The 13,800-nt window shown below is 66.9% G+C and carries 19 protein-coding genes and 1 other RNA gene; 9 read left to right on the top strand and 11 right to left on the bottom strand.

Translation table 11 applies throughout. From position 1 onward, the window contains the following. Positions 1-7 precede the first annotated feature (7 nt). Positions 8-2,371, bottom strand: coding sequence for a UvrD-helicase domain-containing protein (locus ACW17Y_RS08805; RefSeq protein ID WP_492038270.1), 2,364 nt, complete (start codon positions 2,369-2,371; stop codon positions 8-10). 119 nt (positions 2,372-2,490) lie between these two features. Here ACW17Y_RS08805 and ACW17Y_RS08800 point away from each other — a divergent pair, with 119 nt between their 5' ends. Both ACW17Y_RS08800 and ACW17Y_RS08795 read left to right on the top strand, forming a co-directional pair. After that, on the top strand, positions 2,491-2,682 hold the full coding sequence (locus ACW17Y_RS08800; RefSeq protein ID WP_492035347.1) for a hypothetical protein: 192 nt from the start codon (positions 2,491-2,493) through the stop codon (positions 2,680-2,682). Positions 2,683-2,686: 4 nt separating this feature from the next. Beyond that, positions 2,687-3,001 (top strand): hypothetical protein, encoded by a 315-nt coding sequence (locus ACW17Y_RS08795; RefSeq protein ID WP_492035346.1) that lies wholly within the window; start codon positions 2,687-2,689, stop codon positions 2,999-3,001. A 52-nt stretch (positions 3,002-3,053) separates the two neighbouring features. Here the strand turns inward: ACW17Y_RS08795 and ACW17Y_RS08790 are convergent, their stop codons facing one another. After that, complete coding sequence (locus tag ACW17Y_RS08790) at positions 3,054-3,770, bottom strand: SIMPL domain-containing protein (RefSeq protein WP_492035345.1); 717 nt, start codon at positions 3,768-3,770, stop codon at positions 3,054-3,056. A gap of 42 nt (positions 3,771-3,812) precedes the next feature. Next, complete coding sequence (locus tag ACW17Y_RS08785; RefSeq protein ID WP_492035344.1) at positions 3,813-4,037, bottom strand: ribbon-helix-helix domain-containing protein; 225 nt, start codon at positions 4,035-4,037, stop codon at positions 3,813-3,815. 75 nt (positions 4,038-4,112) lie between these two features. Between ACW17Y_RS08785 and ACW17Y_RS08780 the strand changes: the two genes are divergently transcribed. Further along, positions 4,113-4,874, top strand: coding sequence for a Coq4 family protein (locus tag ACW17Y_RS08780; RefSeq protein WP_492035343.1), 762 nt, complete (start codon positions 4,113-4,115; stop codon positions 4,872-4,874). Positions 4,875-4,975: 101 nt separating this feature from the next. After that, positions 4,976-5,890, top strand: a complete 915-nt coding sequence (locus ACW17Y_RS08775) for a DMT family transporter (protein ID WP_492035342.1) — start codon at positions 4,976-4,978, stop codon at positions 5,888-5,890. Here ACW17Y_RS08775 and ACW17Y_RS08770 read toward each other — a convergent pair. Both ACW17Y_RS08770 and ACW17Y_RS08765 read right to left on the bottom strand, forming a co-directional pair. Then, complete coding sequence (locus ACW17Y_RS08770) at positions 5,887-6,066, bottom strand: hypothetical protein (protein WP_492035341.1); 180 nt, start codon at positions 6,064-6,066, stop codon at positions 5,887-5,889. The two genes, ACW17Y_RS08775 and ACW17Y_RS08770, sit on opposite strands and share 4 nt — an antisense overlap. Positions 6,067-6,069: 3 nt before the next feature. Further along, the gene (locus tag ACW17Y_RS08765) at positions 6,070-6,246 is read right to left on the bottom strand and encodes a DUF4169 family protein (protein WP_492035340.1); all 177 of its coding nucleotides are present in this window, start codon (positions 6,244-6,246) and stop codon (positions 6,070-6,072) included. A 65-nt stretch (positions 6,247-6,311) separates the two neighbouring features. Here ACW17Y_RS08765 and ACW17Y_RS08760 point away from each other — a divergent pair, with 65 nt between their 5' ends. Beyond that, positions 6,312-6,554 carry a DUF2171 domain-containing protein gene (locus ACW17Y_RS08760; RefSeq protein ID WP_492035339.1) on the top strand — a complete coding sequence of 81 codons (243 nt, stop codon included), beginning with the start codon at positions 6,312-6,314 and terminating at the stop codon, positions 6,552-6,554. Positions 6,555-6,661: 107 nt separating this feature from the next. Further along, a complete protein-coding gene (locus tag ACW17Y_RS08755) occupies positions 6,662-7,054 on the top strand; it encodes a YccF domain-containing protein (protein WP_492035338.1) in 393 nt (130 codons plus the stop codon). Here ACW17Y_RS08755 and ACW17Y_RS08750 read toward each other — a convergent pair whose 3' ends face one another. From ACW17Y_RS08750 to fumC, 3 genes are read right to left on the bottom strand one after another with little or no spacing between them, the layout of a single operon-like run. Continuing rightward, entirely contained in the window at positions 7,055-7,363 is a 309-nt protein-coding gene (locus ACW17Y_RS08750) for a CcdB family protein (protein WP_492035337.1), read from the bottom strand. Then, positions 7,364-7,606, bottom strand: coding sequence for a type II toxin-antitoxin system CcdA family antitoxin (locus ACW17Y_RS08745; protein ID WP_492035336.1), 243 nt, complete (start codon positions 7,604-7,606; stop codon positions 7,364-7,366). A 37-nt stretch (positions 7,607-7,643) separates the two neighbouring features. Then, a complete protein-coding gene (fumC, locus tag ACW17Y_RS08740) occupies positions 7,644-9,035 on the bottom strand; it encodes a class II fumarate hydratase (protein ID WP_492035335.1) in 1,392 nt (463 codons plus the stop codon). 95 nt (positions 9,036-9,130) lie between these two features. Here fumC and ACW17Y_RS08735 point away from each other — a divergent pair, with 95 nt between their 5' ends. Beyond that, on the top strand, positions 9,131-9,742 hold the full coding sequence (locus ACW17Y_RS08735) for a peptidylprolyl isomerase (RefSeq protein ID WP_492035334.1): 612 nt from the start codon (positions 9,131-9,133) through the stop codon (positions 9,740-9,742). A 62-nt stretch (positions 9,743-9,804) separates the two neighbouring features. Beyond that, positions 9,805-10,098, top strand: coding sequence for a RusA family crossover junction endodeoxyribonuclease (locus tag ACW17Y_RS08730; protein ID WP_492038269.1), 294 nt, complete (start codon positions 9,805-9,807; stop codon positions 10,096-10,098). On the opposite strand, the gene ACW17Y_RS08725 is transcribed toward ACW17Y_RS08730, so the two are convergent. The 3 genes from ACW17Y_RS08725 to ssrA all read right to left on the bottom strand — a co-directional run bounded on the left by ACW17Y_RS08725 (position 10,095) and on the right by ssrA (position 11,892). Continuing rightward, on the bottom strand, positions 10,095-10,847 hold the full coding sequence (locus ACW17Y_RS08725; RefSeq protein ID WP_492035333.1) for a C13 family peptidase: 753 nt from the start codon (positions 10,845-10,847) through the stop codon (positions 10,095-10,097). The two genes, ACW17Y_RS08730 and ACW17Y_RS08725, sit on opposite strands and share 4 nt — an antisense overlap. Positions 10,848-10,900: 53 nt before the next feature. Then, positions 10,901-11,386, bottom strand: coding sequence for an SspB family protein (locus ACW17Y_RS08720; RefSeq protein WP_492035332.1), 486 nt, complete (start codon positions 11,384-11,386; stop codon positions 10,901-10,903). A 139-nt stretch (positions 11,387-11,525) separates the two neighbouring features. Beyond that, positions 11,526-11,892: a transfer-messenger RNA gene (gene ssrA, locus ACW17Y_RS08715) on the bottom strand. A 139-nt stretch (positions 11,893-12,031) separates the two neighbouring features. On the opposite strand from ssrA, the gene ACW17Y_RS08710 reads away from it, so the two are divergent. Further along, the gene (locus ACW17Y_RS08710; protein WP_492035331.1) at positions 12,032-13,726 is read left to right on the top strand and encodes a bifunctional protein-serine/threonine kinase/phosphatase; all 1,695 of its coding nucleotides are present in this window, start codon (positions 12,032-12,034) and stop codon (positions 13,724-13,726) included. The last annotated feature ends 74 nt before the right edge of the window (positions 13,727-13,800 follow it).

Genomic DNA, 13,800 nt, shown 5'->3' with positions numbered 1-13,800 from the left:
TTCAGCCTCATTCCGCCTTCTCCACGAAGGTGTCGATGACCTTCTTCTCGCCGGCCTTTTCGAACTCCACCGTCAGCTTGTTGCCCTCGATCACCCGCACCGAGCCGTAGCCGAATTTCTGGTGGAAGACGCGCTGGCCCTTGGTGAAGCCCGAGCCGGATTTGGGATCGGCGGTGGCGACGAGGCGGCCTTCGCCTTCAATGACGGTGTTGCGGGCGAGGCGGGCGCCGGGCGCGCGCGACGCGGTGACGGCCTGGGCGCGCTGCCAGCCGGGGGAGGTGTAGCCGGCTCCGAAGGAGGGCGCGTCGTCCCAGCGGGACTTCGCCTCCTTCATGCCGGCCGAGGCGCCGTAGTAGCCGGTGTCGCTCTCGGCCTCGACGTGGGCGATGGGCAGTTCATCGACGAAGCGGCTGGGCAGCTGCGAGGTCCAGCGCCCGTAGACGAGCCGGTTGGCGGCGAACGAGATCCGCGCGTCCGATTTGGCGCGGGTCACGCCGACGTAGGCGAGGCGGCGTTCCTCCTCGAGCCCCTTCTCGCCCTTTTCGTCGATGCTGCGCTGGGACGGGAAGACGCCTTCCTCCCAGCCCGGCAGGAAGACCAGCGGAAACTCGAGCCCCTTTGCCCCGTGCAGGGTCATGATCTGCACCGCGTCCGACGACGGGCCGCGATCCAGGTCCATGACCAGGGAGACGTGTTCGAGATAGGCCCCCAGGGTCTCGAACGACTGCATCGCCTGGGTCAGTTCCTTGAGGTTGTCCAGGCGGGTCGGGCCGGTAACGCGGTCGGCCTTCTGCATGTCGGTATAGCCGCTCTCCTCCAGCACGGTTTCGGTCAGCAGCCAGTGGCGGGTGTCGGCGGCCAGTGCGCGCCAGCGGTCGAGGTCGCGCACGAAGGTCGAGAGGGCGGTGCGGGTGCGGGCCTGAAGTTCGTCGGAGGTGATGAGGTCGCGCACAGCCGTCATGGCCGAGACGCCGTTGTGGCGGGCGATCTGGAGGATCTTCTGCACGCTGGTCTCGCCGATGCCCCTCTTGGGCACGTTGACGATCCGCTCGAAGGCCAGGTCGTCGTCTTCGGACTGGATCAGGCGCAGATAGGCGTGGGCGTCGCGGATCTCGGCGCGCTCGAAGAAGCGCGGGCCGCCGATGACCGTATAGGGGATGGCCAGCAGGACGAACCGCTCCTCGAACGCGCGCATCTGAAACGACGCACGAACAAGGACGGCCATGTCCTTGTATTTGATGCCCTCTCGCTTTTCCGTCTCGATCTCGTCGGCAATCAGCCGGCTCTCGGCGTCGCCGTCCCAGACGCCGCGCACCCGCACCTTGTCGCCGGTCTGGTCCTCGGTCCACAGGGTCTTGCCGAGGCGGTCGCGGTTGGCGGCGATCAGGCCGGAGGCGGCGCCGAGGATATGGCTGGTCGAACGATAGTTGCGCTCCAGCTTGACGATCTTCGCGCCCGGAAAGTCCTTCTCGAAGCGCAGGATGTTGTCCACCTCGGCGCCGCGCCAGCCATAGATCGACTGATCGTCGTCGCCGACGCAGCAGACATTGCCGGTCGAGGAGGTCAGCAGCCTCAGCCACAGGTACTGGGCGACGTTGGTGTCCTGGTATTCGTCGACCAGGATGTAGCGGAAGCGCTTGCGATATTCCTCAGCGATGTCCGCGTGTTTCGACAGGATCGTAAGGTTGTGCAGCAACAGGTCGCCGAAATCGCAGGCGTTCAGCGTCGCCAGCCGGGACTGGTAGGCGGCGTAGAGGGTGTGGCCCTTGCCGTTGGCGAAGTCCTCGCCGGGCGGCAGTTTCTCGGGCGTCCAGCCGCGGTTCTTCCAGTGGTCGATGAGCCCGGCCAGCGACTTGGGCGTCCAGCGTTTGGTGTCGATGTTGGCGGCCTCAAGCAGCTGTTTCAGCAGCCGCTCCTGGTCGTCGGTGTCGAGGATGGTGAAGGTCGACTTCAGCCCGACCAGTTCGGCGTGGCGACGCAGGATCTGGGCCGCGACCGAGTGGAAGGTGCCGAGCCAACGCAGCCCCTCGGCCGAGGGACCGATCAGATGGGTGATCCGCTCGCGCATCTCGCGCGCGGCCTTGTTGGTGAAGGTGACGACCAGCAGCTCCCACGGCCGGGCGCGACCGGTGGCGAGGATGTGGGCGAGGCGGGTGGTCAGGACGCGTGTCTTGCCCGTGCCGGCGCCGGCGAGGACCAGCACCGGGCCCTCGGTCGTCTCGACGGCCTCGCGCTGTTCGGGGTTCAGGCCGCCCAGATAGTCGGGCGTCTCATGTGCGACGCCGCCTGGACCGCGCGAACGGGCAAGGTCGGAGATACGCGGTGCGGGCACAGAGTCGGTCAAGCGGGCGGTCTCGAAGGCGGGCGGGATTCGGAGAACATAATGAGCACATGAGCCAAAGTCAGGCCCTCCGTCTCGTCGTCTTCCGGAACCGGCAAGCGTGGCTGGAGTTTGGTCGGCTCAGGGGAAGCTTCTGAGAGGGAAAACCAATGGCTGAGAATACAAACAGCGGCGGCGGCAACACGGGCCTCGCCTTCATCGTCGGCGCCGTCGTGGTCGTTCTGGCGATCGTGGCGTATTTCGTCTTCGCGCGCGGCGGCATGGGCGGTGACACCAAGGACGTGAACGTCGACGTCAACCTGCCGTCGGTTGAAGCGCCGGCCGTTCCGAAGGCGGGCTGATCGCATGACCGATCCGAACATGCCCCCCGAACGCGTCGTGGTCGTCGAGCCCCCGCGTCAGACGACCGTGAACGTGCAGCCGGAACGGCGCGGCGGAGGCGGCGCCATGGCCTTCATCGTCGGCGGCCTGCTGGTCGTCGTCGCGGTCATCGCCTTCTTCGTCTGGAACGGCGGCGGCCTCTCCACGCCCGAGGCGGCGGACACCAACGTCGATGTCGACGTGAACCTGCCGTCCTTGCCCGAAGCGCCGAAGATGCCCGATCTTCCGAATGTGGAGCCGCCAACGCTCCCGGCTCCGGGGCCCGCTCCTTCGAACTGACATGAAAACGCCCGCCGGGATCACCGGCGGGCGTTCTTCTTTTCGCGGCGTCCTAGCGCAGCTGGTAGGTCACCGTGGCCACGACGCGGACGCGTTTGTCCAGCGAGGTGGATTCAGAATCGACGTCCTCGCGGGCGAGGATCTCGAACGAGCCCTGGGTCGCCTGCTTGATCGGACCCAGCGGCGCGCCGGAATCCTTGGCGAACTGTTCGGCGCCCGAGCGGGCCGAGGCGGTGGCCTCCGCGATCATCTCCGGCCGCACGTCGTTCAGCTTGGTGAAGACATAGGTCGGGGCGGTGAAGTCCAGCAGGACGCCCTGACGCACCAGATCGTTCAGGGCGCGCTCGGTCTGGGCGACGCGGGCGACGTCCGTGGTCCGCACCGTCACGCTCTGGGCCACGATATAGTGGGGCGTGCCGTCCGAGGGGGCATAGCTCTGCGACTGGGTGTCGGTGACCTCGAGGCGACCGATGGTGATGATGTCGTCGCCATAGCCCTGCTGGCGCAGGAAGGTGCGGACCTTGGTCAGGTCGCCGTCGATCTGGGCCTGGACGCCCGGCAGTTCCTCGCCGGCCACGGTGAAGCGCAGCGACAGGATGGCCAGGTCGGCGGTGACGTTGCGCTCGGCGACGCCGCGGACGGTGACCTGACGGTTGCCGGTATTGGCGTTGACCACGCCCCCGCCGACGGCGATCCCGGCCCCGATCAGGCCCAGGGCGATGAGGCCGCCGATGATGGCGGGTGGAATGAGACTGCGGTCGATCTGCACGGCGGTTACCCCTTGTTGAGGCGGCCACCCTGCGCCTGAATATCAGGGTTCGACAATGACCGTTTCTGACGCCGCGAACTCAAGAGCGAAAAGCCGGCAGGCCGAGGCGAGGGGGCGACGGCCGCGCGTCTCGTCGACCCAGGTCAGAAAGCCGGCGTGGCTCAGCCCGCGCGCGTTCGCCATCCGGTCGAGCACAACCCAGAACTCGGGTTCCAGCGCCACGGAGGTGGCGTGGCCGGCGAGGACGACGGAGCGTTTCTTGAGCACGGGATCTCCGGCGGAACGGCTTTGAGAGGACGGTGGGTTGCGATAGGATACGCGAGTTCGAGCAGGATGTTTTCGATGACGATGGACGCCGCCGTCTACCCCGACGATTTCGAGGTGCTGAAGCCGCAGCGCATGCGGCCGATGAGGGCGTTTCGCGCCTTCCGCAAGCTGATCCGCGACAAGGAGGACACCGCCCAGGTGTTCGAAATCATGCGGGCTCTGACCGGACAGTCGGGCGCGAAGGGCTACAACCGGCTGCTGAAGACGGTCGAGGGCGGACGACAGGCCTTCCTGCGCGACGAGCTGGCGCTGAAACTGGACGATCCGGTCTGGCTGGCGCGGTTCGGGCCGGGGACGGTCGGAGCTGAATACAAGGCATTCCGCGAGGCGAGGGGCTTTACCGCGGACGGTCTGGCCGAGACCGCGCGGGAGGTAGCCCCCGAGATCGACGCGTTGCATCCGGTCGTCTGGTACTCGCGCCGGCTCCGGGACGTGCACGACATCTGGCATGTGCTGACCGGCTACGGCACTGATGCGCTGGGCGAGGCCTGCGTGGTCAGCTTCTCCTATGCCCAGACCCACAATCTCGGCTTTGGCTTCATCGGATACGGGGCGGCGCGCGAGATCCAGCGCGAGAAGCGGTCCATCCCGGCGCGGCGGGCCGTCCTGCAGGCCTGGGCGAACGGACGCCGGGCCCGGTGGCTGCCGGGCCTGGACTATGAGGCCCTGTTCTCCGAGCCGCTGGAGACCGCCAGAGCGCGGCTGGGCATCCGTCCGGCCACCGTCTACGCCGCCGTGCCCGAGGCCGACCGGGCGGCGCTGAAGCTTCGCGCCTGACATAAGCCGGACTTGTCAGCAGTCTTCGGGATCGGTGTTGCACCGGTCCCGTCGGGAGCGCATGTCGGGCAATCCTCTCCCTGCCTTTCCGTGAGCCCGCCTTGACCCTTTCCGAGCTGCGTCGGCCATCCGCCGGCGTTCTGGCCGTCGCCGGCGTAGTGCTCTGCGCGGTCATCTGGGGCACGACCTGGTACGCCATCACCTGGCAGCTGGGCACGGTCGATGCGGTGGCGTCCCTGACCTGGCGGTTCGGCCTGGCGGCCCTGATCATTCTCGTCGGCTGCGCGCTCACCGGCCGGTCGCTGACGCTCACCAGGGGTCAGCATCTGGCGGCGCTGGGGCAGGGGGCCTTCGTCTTCGCCATCTCCTACACCTTCACCTATGCGGCGGAGGGGCATGTCACCTCGGCCATCGTCGCCGTGGTCTTCGCCTCGCTGGCCTTCCTCAACCTTGTGCTGTTCCGCGTCGTGGTGCGCCAGACCGCGTCGCGGGAGGCCTGGATCGGGGCGACGCTCGGCATCGTCGGGGTCGCGGTGCTGTCCGGCGGAGAGGCGATGCGAGCCGGCTTCGACGCCCGCGCCCTGACGGGTATCGGTCTTGCGGTGCTCGCGGTCATGAGCTCCGCCGTCGGCAACTACTATTCGTGGAAGGGTCAGCAGCTCGGGACGGCCATCCTGCCCCAGACCGGCTGGGCCATGGCCTATGGGACGGCGATGCTGGTGATCCATGGGTTGGTCACCGGCGCGCAGTTCACCATCGACCTGTCGCCTGGCTATCTGATCTCACTGGCGCACCTGTCGATCCTCGGATCGGTCGTGGCCTTCCTGGTCTATTTCGCGGTGGCCCGGGCGCGGGGGTATGCCCTGGCCAGCTATATCTCCGCCCTGACGCCGCCGATCGCCATGCTGGTGTCGGTTCTGTTCGAGGATGCGCGTTTCGGCTGGACGGCGCTGATTGGCCTGTTGCTGGTGCTGGCCGGGCAGGCGCTGCTGATCCGGGCGCCGAAGGTCAGCTAGCGGAACCAGCCGCGTTTCTTCGGCTTCGATTCGGCCGTCGCCGCTGTCTTCGCCTCGCGATCGGCCTTTTCCTGTTCGCGGCGTTCGCGCATGGCCTTCGCCTGACGAATGGCAATCACGGCGATGAGGCCGTGTCGGGTGCGGGACGATGTGCCCGGTGTGTAGGTCGCGCCCATGTGTCAGTCCTCGCGCTTCGTTTGATCGAGAAGCCGCGACAACCGCTCGCGTTCCGCCTTGGCCGTCTCGCGCTGGACTCTCGTCAGGCCGTGGGTGACGCGGTTGGCCGCGGCCTCGGCCTTTGCTGCCGCCTTGTCGCGGACCTTGCGGGCGCGGTTCAGATTGACGATCTCGGCCATCGGTCCTCGCAACCGGCTCAGGCAAGCGGCGTTTCCAAGTCTCACCATTCGACAGGAGACACCCGATGGTAGACCTCACACTCATCAAGGAACACCTCGAAGTCGTCGGCTCCGACGGCGGCCACGTCGGCCGCGTCGATCATGTTCTCGGCGACCAGATCGAACTGGCCAAGCTGGACCTCGCCGGCGGCTTCAAACATCACATGATCCCGGTCAGCTGGGTCGACTACGTCGATGACGACAAGGTCCGTCTGACCCTGACCCAAGACGAGGCCAAGGCGCAGTGGACCGAGAAGAAGGCCCACTAGATTTCGCCACACGGCTTAATGCGAATTCACGGAGGCCCTGCTGAACAAGCGGGGCCTTTCGCCTATCTAGTATCCGTCGGCGAATCCGCCGGCGGGGAGAGACGCGCGTGATCCGACTGATCCTGAACATCCTGTGGTTCATCCTCGGCGGCTGGATTTCAGGTCTGCTGTGGCTGTTGGGCGGTGCGGTGCTGGCCCTGACGGTCGTCGGCCTGCCGTGGAGCTTCGCGGCCTGGCGGATCGCCAGCTATTCCTTCTGGCCGTTCGGGCGCGAAGTCGTCTGGGGCGGCGAGGTCGAAGGCAAGGACATCGGCTGCTTCGGCGTCGGGCTGAACATCATCTGGTTCCTCTTCGCCGGCTGGTATATCGCCCTGTCGCACCTGCTGATCGCCTTCGCCGAAGCGATCACCATCATCGGCATCCCCTTCGCGTTGAAGGACCTGGAACTGGCCAAGCTGGCCCTGGCGCCGGTCGGCGCGACGATCCGGAACAAGCCCTGATCAGAAGCCGGTGAAGAGCCGGTCGAGCGCACGGCGGATATCGTCTTCGTGGGCGCGAAGAGAGCCGATCTTCGTCTTCAGGGATCGTCCCTGAACGCCGGCCAGTTCCGTCAGAACGATGACGAGTGACTCGTCCGCGATCCTTACCGGTATCTCGAAGTCAGCGACGATCGCTTTGCTGTCATTGACCAGAGGGGCAACGACCGCGTCATCGAACCCCGGGATCAAGTGGGACGAGATCACGACGACGAAGGGAGCGAAGCGACGAGCATCCGCTGAAGGATTTTCGTAGACGTCGAACTGACGCACTCACCAGGTCCGCAGGTAGTCCGACAGGACACCCCGCTCGGCGATACGCCGGTTGTGATCCTTGATCGCCTCGGCGTTCTCTTCGGCCCAGCGCTTCGCTCTGGCCTCAGCGCCGGCGGGATCAACCTTCTGCAGGTGCAGGCGCAGGGCGCGCTCGTCCATGCCGGCGATGGAAATGCCGAGCCGTGCGGCCTGTTCGATCAGTTCAGGATCGATGCCGATATTCAATTCGACCTTGCCCATGGACAAAGGGTAACCCCGAACACCGGCGCCGCCAAACTCAACCCGGCGAGATCATCTTCTCGGGCCGCACCGCCTCGTCGAACTCGGCGTCGGTCAGGTAGCCGCCGCCGACCGCTTCCTGGCGCAGGGTGGTCCCGTTCTTGTGGGCCGTCTTGGCGATCTTGGCGCAGATGTCATAGCCCAGCTTGCCGTTCAGGGCGGTGACCAGCATCAGCGAGTTGTTCAGGCCGCGCTCGATGTTGTCCTCGCGCGCCTCGATGCCGACGACGCAATTGTCGGTGAAGCTGATCGCTGCGTCGGCGACCAGACGCACCGACTGCAGGAAGTTGTAGGCCATCACCGGGTTGTAGACGTTCAGCTCGAAATGGCCCTGCGATCCCGCGAAGGTCAGCGCGGCGTTGTTGCCGAACACCTGGACGCAGACCTGCGTCAGAGCCTCGCACTGGGTTGGGTTGACCTTGCCCGGCATGATGGAGGAGCCCGGCTCGTTCTCCGGCAGGGCCAGTTCGCCGAGGCCCGACCGCGGGCCGGATCCCAGGAAGCGGATGTCGTTTGCGATCTTGAACAGGCTCGCGGCCACCGTGTTGATGGCGCCGTGCGAGAAGACCATGGCGTCATGCGCGGCCAGGGCCTCGAACTTGTTCGGGGCGGTGGTGAAGGGCAGGCCGGTGATGCCGGCGATCTGCTCCGCGACCTTCTCGGCGAAGCCGACGGGGGCGTTCAGGCCGGTGCCGACCGCGGTTCCGCCCTGGGCCAGTTCCATCAGGGCCGGCAGGGTCTGTTCGATGCGGACGATGCCGTTGGCGACCTGCTGCGTATAGCCGCCGAATTCCTGGCCCAAGGTCAGGGGGGTCGCGTCCTGGGTGTGCGTCCGGCCGATCTTGATGATGTGGGCCCAGGCTTCCGACTTGGCCTTCAGCGCCGCATGCAGGTGCTTCAGCGCCGGCAGCAGGTCGTTGACCACCTGTTCGGCGCAGGCGACGTGCATGGCCGTCGGATAGGTGTCGTTCGACGACTGGCTCATGTTGACGTGGTCGTTAGGGTGGACCGGCGTCTTGGTCCCCATCTCGCCGCCCAGCATCTCGATGGCGCGGTTCGAGATCACCTCATTGGCGTTCATGTTGGACTGGGTGCCCGAACCCGTCTGCCAGACGACCAGGGGGAAGTGGTCGTTCAGCTTGCCGTCGATGACTTCGTTGGCGGCGGCGATGATGGCGTTGGCGATGGTCGGGTCGAGCTTGCCGAGCGCCATATTGGTCTCGGCGGCGGCGCGCTTGACGATGCCGAGGGCGCGGACGACCGGCAGGGGCTGTTTTTCCCAGCCGATCTTGAAGTTGCCGAGCGAACGCTGCGCCTGGGCCCCCCAGTATTTCGAGTTGTCGACTTCGATGGGGCCGAAGGTGTCGGTCTCGGTGCGGTAGGCGGTCATCGGCTGCGGCTCTTCAGGGCGTGGCGGGAGAATGCGCGGCGGTGTAGCACGGAGGAACGACCGGGCAAGCGGCCGGGACGACGGAGACTGTGAGCGTGATCAGGAAACCCGCGGCCGCCCTGGCGGCGATGATGCTCGCCACCGCCGGTGCGGCGTCCGCCCAAACCGACCAGCCCCTCGTCACCCTGCACACGGCACAGGGCGATGTGATCCTTCGTCTCGACGCCGAACATGCGCCGATCACCACCTGCAACTTTCTGCGTTACGTGCAGCAGGGTCGCTACGCCGGGGGCAGCTTCTTCCGCACCGTGGTGTCCGAAACCAACGACAATCCCAACCCCATCGATGTGGTCCAGGCGGCGACGACCGCCGGCAGCGACGATCCCGGCCTCGGTCCCATTCCGCTGGAGCGGACCGTCGACACGGGTCTGCGTCATTCGGCGGGGGCGATCTCGATGGCACGGGATGGACCCGATACGGCGACCTCCAGCTTCTTCATCGTGACCCGGGACACGCCGGCGCTCGACTTCGGCGGCGGGCGCAATCCGGACGGTCAGGGCTTCGCGGCCTTCGGGTCTGTGCTCTCCGGCATGGAGATCATTCAGGCGATCCATTCGGCTCCGGCAACAGACGAACAACTGACCAGCCCGGCGCTCATCGGTGCGGCGACCCTGGCGAGCGAACTGCCGACGGTGTGCGGCTCGTGACCAACGACTGGACCGTCTCCGGCAAGGTCCGGGCGCGCGAGGAGGGCGACGCAGTGGTCATCATGATCGACGGCCTGACCACCCAGGCGAAATACTACAAGCCGCTGGTCTACGAGTTCTTCCGCAAGGAGTGGCGCGGGTCACGGCCGGCCTATGGGGACTTCGTCGTCGAGATCGTGATGGAGCACATCGGCGATCCACCGTGGATGGACCTGGACAACCTGGCCAAGGCCCTGCTCGACGCCATCAAGGGCTATCTGTTCCACGACGACGCCCAGGTGGCGCGGCTCCTGGTCGAGCGGCGCGAAGGAGACCGCGAGCGGATCACGATCCGGGCGTTTCCGCGGAAATCCTAGCCGCCCGGCGCATGGGCAAACCGCAGGGTCGGCAGCAGGAGTTGCATGTTGGCGCCAATCGAGACCTGTGGCTCCGAGGCGGGTGAAAGCCCCTCGGCCTCCTCGCGCGCCTTCACGCAGGCCCGGGTCGCATTGGCCAGGGCGATGAAGTCGCTCGCGGTCGGCAGGGTCGAGATCACGCAGGCGTCGAAATAGGGGTAGGTCGCGTCCTCCGAGCAGCCGAAGGACGACCGGTCGCGGCGGGCTGCGGTCATGATCATCCGGTTGGGCGCGGCCAGACCATCGACGAAGATGCCGGAGAAACAGGCGGAGACCACGATCACGGTCGGTCTGGCCTGACACCAGTCGCGGACCAGTGTCGCCATACTTGTCGGGCTCAGGATCCGGTCGGGACCGAACACCATGCCCTCGCGTCCGCCGTGGGAGGTGAAATAGAGCAGGCAGCCGCGCGGGGCGCCTGCGGTCGCCGCCGCGATTCCCTGAACGGCTTCAGCGGCGGTGACGACCGGGGTCACGTCGGGGCGCAGGGTGGCGTCGTACATTTCCGCCCGCGAGAAGCCCGCCGCGAGGAATCCGGCGGTCAGATCGCGGCGCGCATTGTCGAAGGCCTGGATCGGATCGCCCTGACTGGTGCGCCAGTCGGCGGCGACGATAGCCGAGGCCCAGCCGTCGAAACGGCTCGACGTCTGGGCGTGGGCGACGCTCGCGCCAAGCCACAGCAGGATGACGATGACGGCGGATCTCGGCACGCGGCCCCTCCCGGATTGAGGGAAGCTTAGCGCGGCGTTGCGGCCTGAAAAGCCTACTTCTTCCGGAACTGGTCCAGGGACACGACCTTGGGCCCGTCGTCGCCGGACGGCGTCGGGTCGGTCCGGGTCGGGGCGGGCAGTTCGGCGACGGGTTCGGCCACGGGCTCCGGGGCCTCGAACTGCAGCAGGAACTGGACGCTGGGGTCGTAGAAACGGGTCACGGCCGTATAGGGCACGGTCAGGACCTTGGGCATTCCGCCGAACTTCAGCATGACCGAGAACAGGTCGTGCTCGACGGCGAGGTCCCAGTACTGGTGCTGGAGGACGACCGTCATCTCGTCGGGGTATTTGGCGATCACGTCCGGCGGGACGGAGACGCCCGGGCCGCGCGTCTTGAACGTGATGTAGAAATGGTGCGCGCCGGGGATGCCCGACGGACTGGCCGCGCGTTCGAGGGCGGAACGGATCACCCCGCGCAGGGCGTCCTGCGCGAGCTTCTCGTACTGCATCTCGTCGATCGGCGGCGCTTCTTCAGCCATGGAAACCCTCACTGCGCGGCGACTGATAGCGGCACAGCACAGGATGCGGAAGATGGTTTGAAGGTAAAGCGCCGTGGATTCTGTTGGCAGGCTCCCCGCCCCCCTTTTTGGAAAGAGGAGGGCGCCTCTGATGAGGCGAAGTGGAGGGCTTCTGTTGGCAGGCGCCCTCCGGGCCCCGCCTAAGGATCTGAACCCCTAGGACTTAAGATTCGAAATCAACCGAACCGCATTACGCGGCGAGGCGGACTTCTCCAGCGAAGTTATCGTTCGCAGTTAGAAAATGGCCCGATACGGTGGGCTAGGACGGGCAAAAGCAGTCTTCTTTACACGTCCGTCGATGCTAGTCGGCCCCATGCTGTCCCGCCGATAACGCGGAGGAAGAGATGGTGGAGCCGCCGGGAATCGCACCCGGGTCCGGTCCGCTTATTACAAGCGCGTTTATCGCCATATCCGGAGCAAGCCCCGGCAAGACCAATATAGGGGTCGCACGGAGGAATGCCAAGTTCACGACGCCCCTTCCGTGCACCCCGGCGAAGGCCGGGGTCCAGGAGGCGCGTAGAGTCACCAGCCGCACGACTTAATCCCAACCCCCTTCTGGACCCCGGCCTTCGCCGGGGTGCACGGTGGGATCGAGGGGGATCGACCATGGATGCGGACGGCAGGCTGGAGATCGCGGCGGGGTTCGCCACGGCGCTCGGGCCGCGCAAGGACAATCAGGATTTCGGCGCCGTCCACCTCGGCACGCCCTCGGAACAGGCCCTGCACGGCATGCTGGCCATCGTCGCGGACGGGGTCAGCGGTTCCAAAGCGGGCCGGGTGGCTTCGGAACTGGCCGGCCGGACCTTTATCGACGGCTATCTGGACCAGAGCCCGCTGAAGGGTGTGGCGGCGGCCGGCGTGGCGGCCCTGTCGGGCTATAACCGCTGGCTCCACGCCAAGGGGCGGTCGGACCCGGAGATGGAGGGCGCCGCGACCACCTTCACCGCCCTGGTCCTGCGCGGACGCGAGGCGACGGCGCTCCACGTCGGCGACAGCCGCGCCTGGCATTTTCGCGACGGCGTCCTGACCCGTCTGACCGAGGACCATGTCCTGGCCCAGCCGGGTCTGAGCCACGTCCTCTACCGCGCCATCGGCATCGAGCCGGACCTGAGGCTGGACGTGCGGGCGGTGACGCTGAAGGCCCACGACCGTCTGATGCTGACCACCGACGGCGTGCACGGCGTCGTGTCCGAGGACGGTTTGACCCGACTGCTCGCCCGCCGCGCCTCGCCCGAGGCCGACGCCCAGGCCATCGTCGACAAGGCCGGTGAGGAGGAGACGTGCGACAACGCCACCGCCATCGTCATCGACGTCATCCGCATCGGGGCCGTGGATCAGGACGCCCTCGGCGCCGAGGCGGCCGGTCTGGCGATCGAGGCGGCGCCGAACGTCGGGGACAATGTCGACCGCTTCCGGCTGGAGCGGCTGCTGTCAGACGGCAAATACACCCGGGTCTTTATGGCGAAGGACGAGGAGGGCGGGGGCTCTGTGGTGCTGAAGTTCCCCAAGCCTGCCCTGGTGTCCGAGAGCGGTGCGCGCGGCGCCTTCCTGCGCGAGAGCTTCATCGGCCGACGGATCGACAGCCCCTTCGTCGGCAAGACCCTGACGCTCGACGCCGGCCGCCAGAGCCGGCTCTATATCGCCCAGCCCCTCTATGTGGGGCGCACACTGCACGCGAGGATCGCGGAGCAACCGTTTGATATCCCGGAAGGCGTCAACGTCGCTATCCGCCTCTCGCGCGGCGTGGCGGCCCTGCATCGGCTGGGCATCACCCACCGCGACATCAAGCCCGACAACGTCATCCTCGAAACCAATGGCGGGCTGAAGCTGATCGACCTGGGCGTCGCACGCCTGCCCCGGATCGAGGAGTTCGCCGAGGCCGAGGCGCCCGGCACCCTCGGCTACAAGGCGCCGGAGATGTTCGCCGGCCACAAGGGTGACGCCCTGACCGACCAGTATGCCCTCGGCGTCACCCTCTACCGCATCTTCACCGGCGACTATCCGAGCGGCCAGGAAGAAGACTTCAACCGGATGAAGTTCGAAAAGCCGACCCGGCCCTCGAAGCACCGGCCCGACATGCCCGCCTGGCTCGAGGCCGCCATCCTGCGCGCGCTCGCCGTCGAGCCCGGCGACCGCTTCGCCGACGTCGAGGAGCTGATCCACGTGCTGGAGAGCGGCAGCGCCGTCGCAGTGCCTCCGCGCCGCGAACTGTCGCTGATGGAGCGCGAGCCGGTGCGGTTCTGGCAGGGGGTCAGCGCGCTGCTTCTGGTGCTGCTGCTGGCGTCGTTGATGGCGGGGTAGGGGCAGGGGGCCCGGAGGACGCCCGCCTCTTCCCGCGGCGGGAACGCCATCGCGCCACTTCTCAGCCAGAAAAC

The organism is Brevundimonas sp. AVps7 (assembly GCF_058681545.1).
The sequence above is the reverse complement of the archived record's forward strand: the minus strand, read 5'-3'. Positions and strand labels throughout refer to the sequence as shown.

Excerpts from the sequence above, each read along its gene's own strand:
- ACW17Y_RS08800 (WP_492035347.1), top strand. The coding sequence starts at position 2,491 with ATGGCTGAGAATACAAACAGCGGCGGCGGCAACACGGGCCTCGCCTTC.
- ACW17Y_RS08795 (WP_492035346.1), top strand. The coding sequence starts at position 2,687 with ATGACCGATCCGAACATGCCCCCCGAACGCGTCGTGGTCGTCGAGCCC.
- ACW17Y_RS08780 (WP_492035343.1), top strand. The coding sequence starts at position 4,113 with ATGACGATGGACGCCGCCGTCTACCCCGACGATTTCGAGGTGCTGAAG.
- ACW17Y_RS08770 (WP_492035341.1), bottom strand. The coding sequence starts at position 6,066 with ATGGGCGCGACCTACACACCGGGCACATCGTCCCGCACCCGACACGGC.
- ACW17Y_RS08765 (WP_492035340.1), bottom strand. The coding sequence starts at position 6,246 with ATGGCCGAGATCGTCAATCTGAACCGCGCCCGCAAGGTCCGCGACAAG.
- ACW17Y_RS08760 (WP_492035339.1), top strand. The coding sequence starts at position 6,312 with ATGGTAGACCTCACACTCATCAAGGAACACCTCGAAGTCGTCGGCTCC.
- ACW17Y_RS08745 (WP_492035336.1), bottom strand. The coding sequence starts at position 7,606 with ATGGGCAAGGTCGAATTGAATATCGGCATCGATCCTGAACTGATCGAA.
- fumC (WP_492035335.1), bottom strand. The coding sequence starts at position 9,035 with ATGACCGCCTACCGCACCGAGACCGACACCTTCGGCCCCATCGAAGTC.
- ACW17Y_RS08730 (WP_492038269.1), top strand. The coding sequence starts at position 9,805 with ATGATCGACGGCCTGACCACCCAGGCGAAATACTACAAGCCGCTGGTC.
- ACW17Y_RS08720 (WP_492035332.1), bottom strand. The coding sequence starts at position 11,386 with ATGGCTGAAGAAGCGCCGCCGATCGACGAGATGCAGTACGAGAAGCTC.
- ACW17Y_RS08710 (WP_492035331.1), top strand. The coding sequence starts at position 12,032 with ATGGATGCGGACGGCAGGCTGGAGATCGCGGCGGGGTTCGCCACGGCG.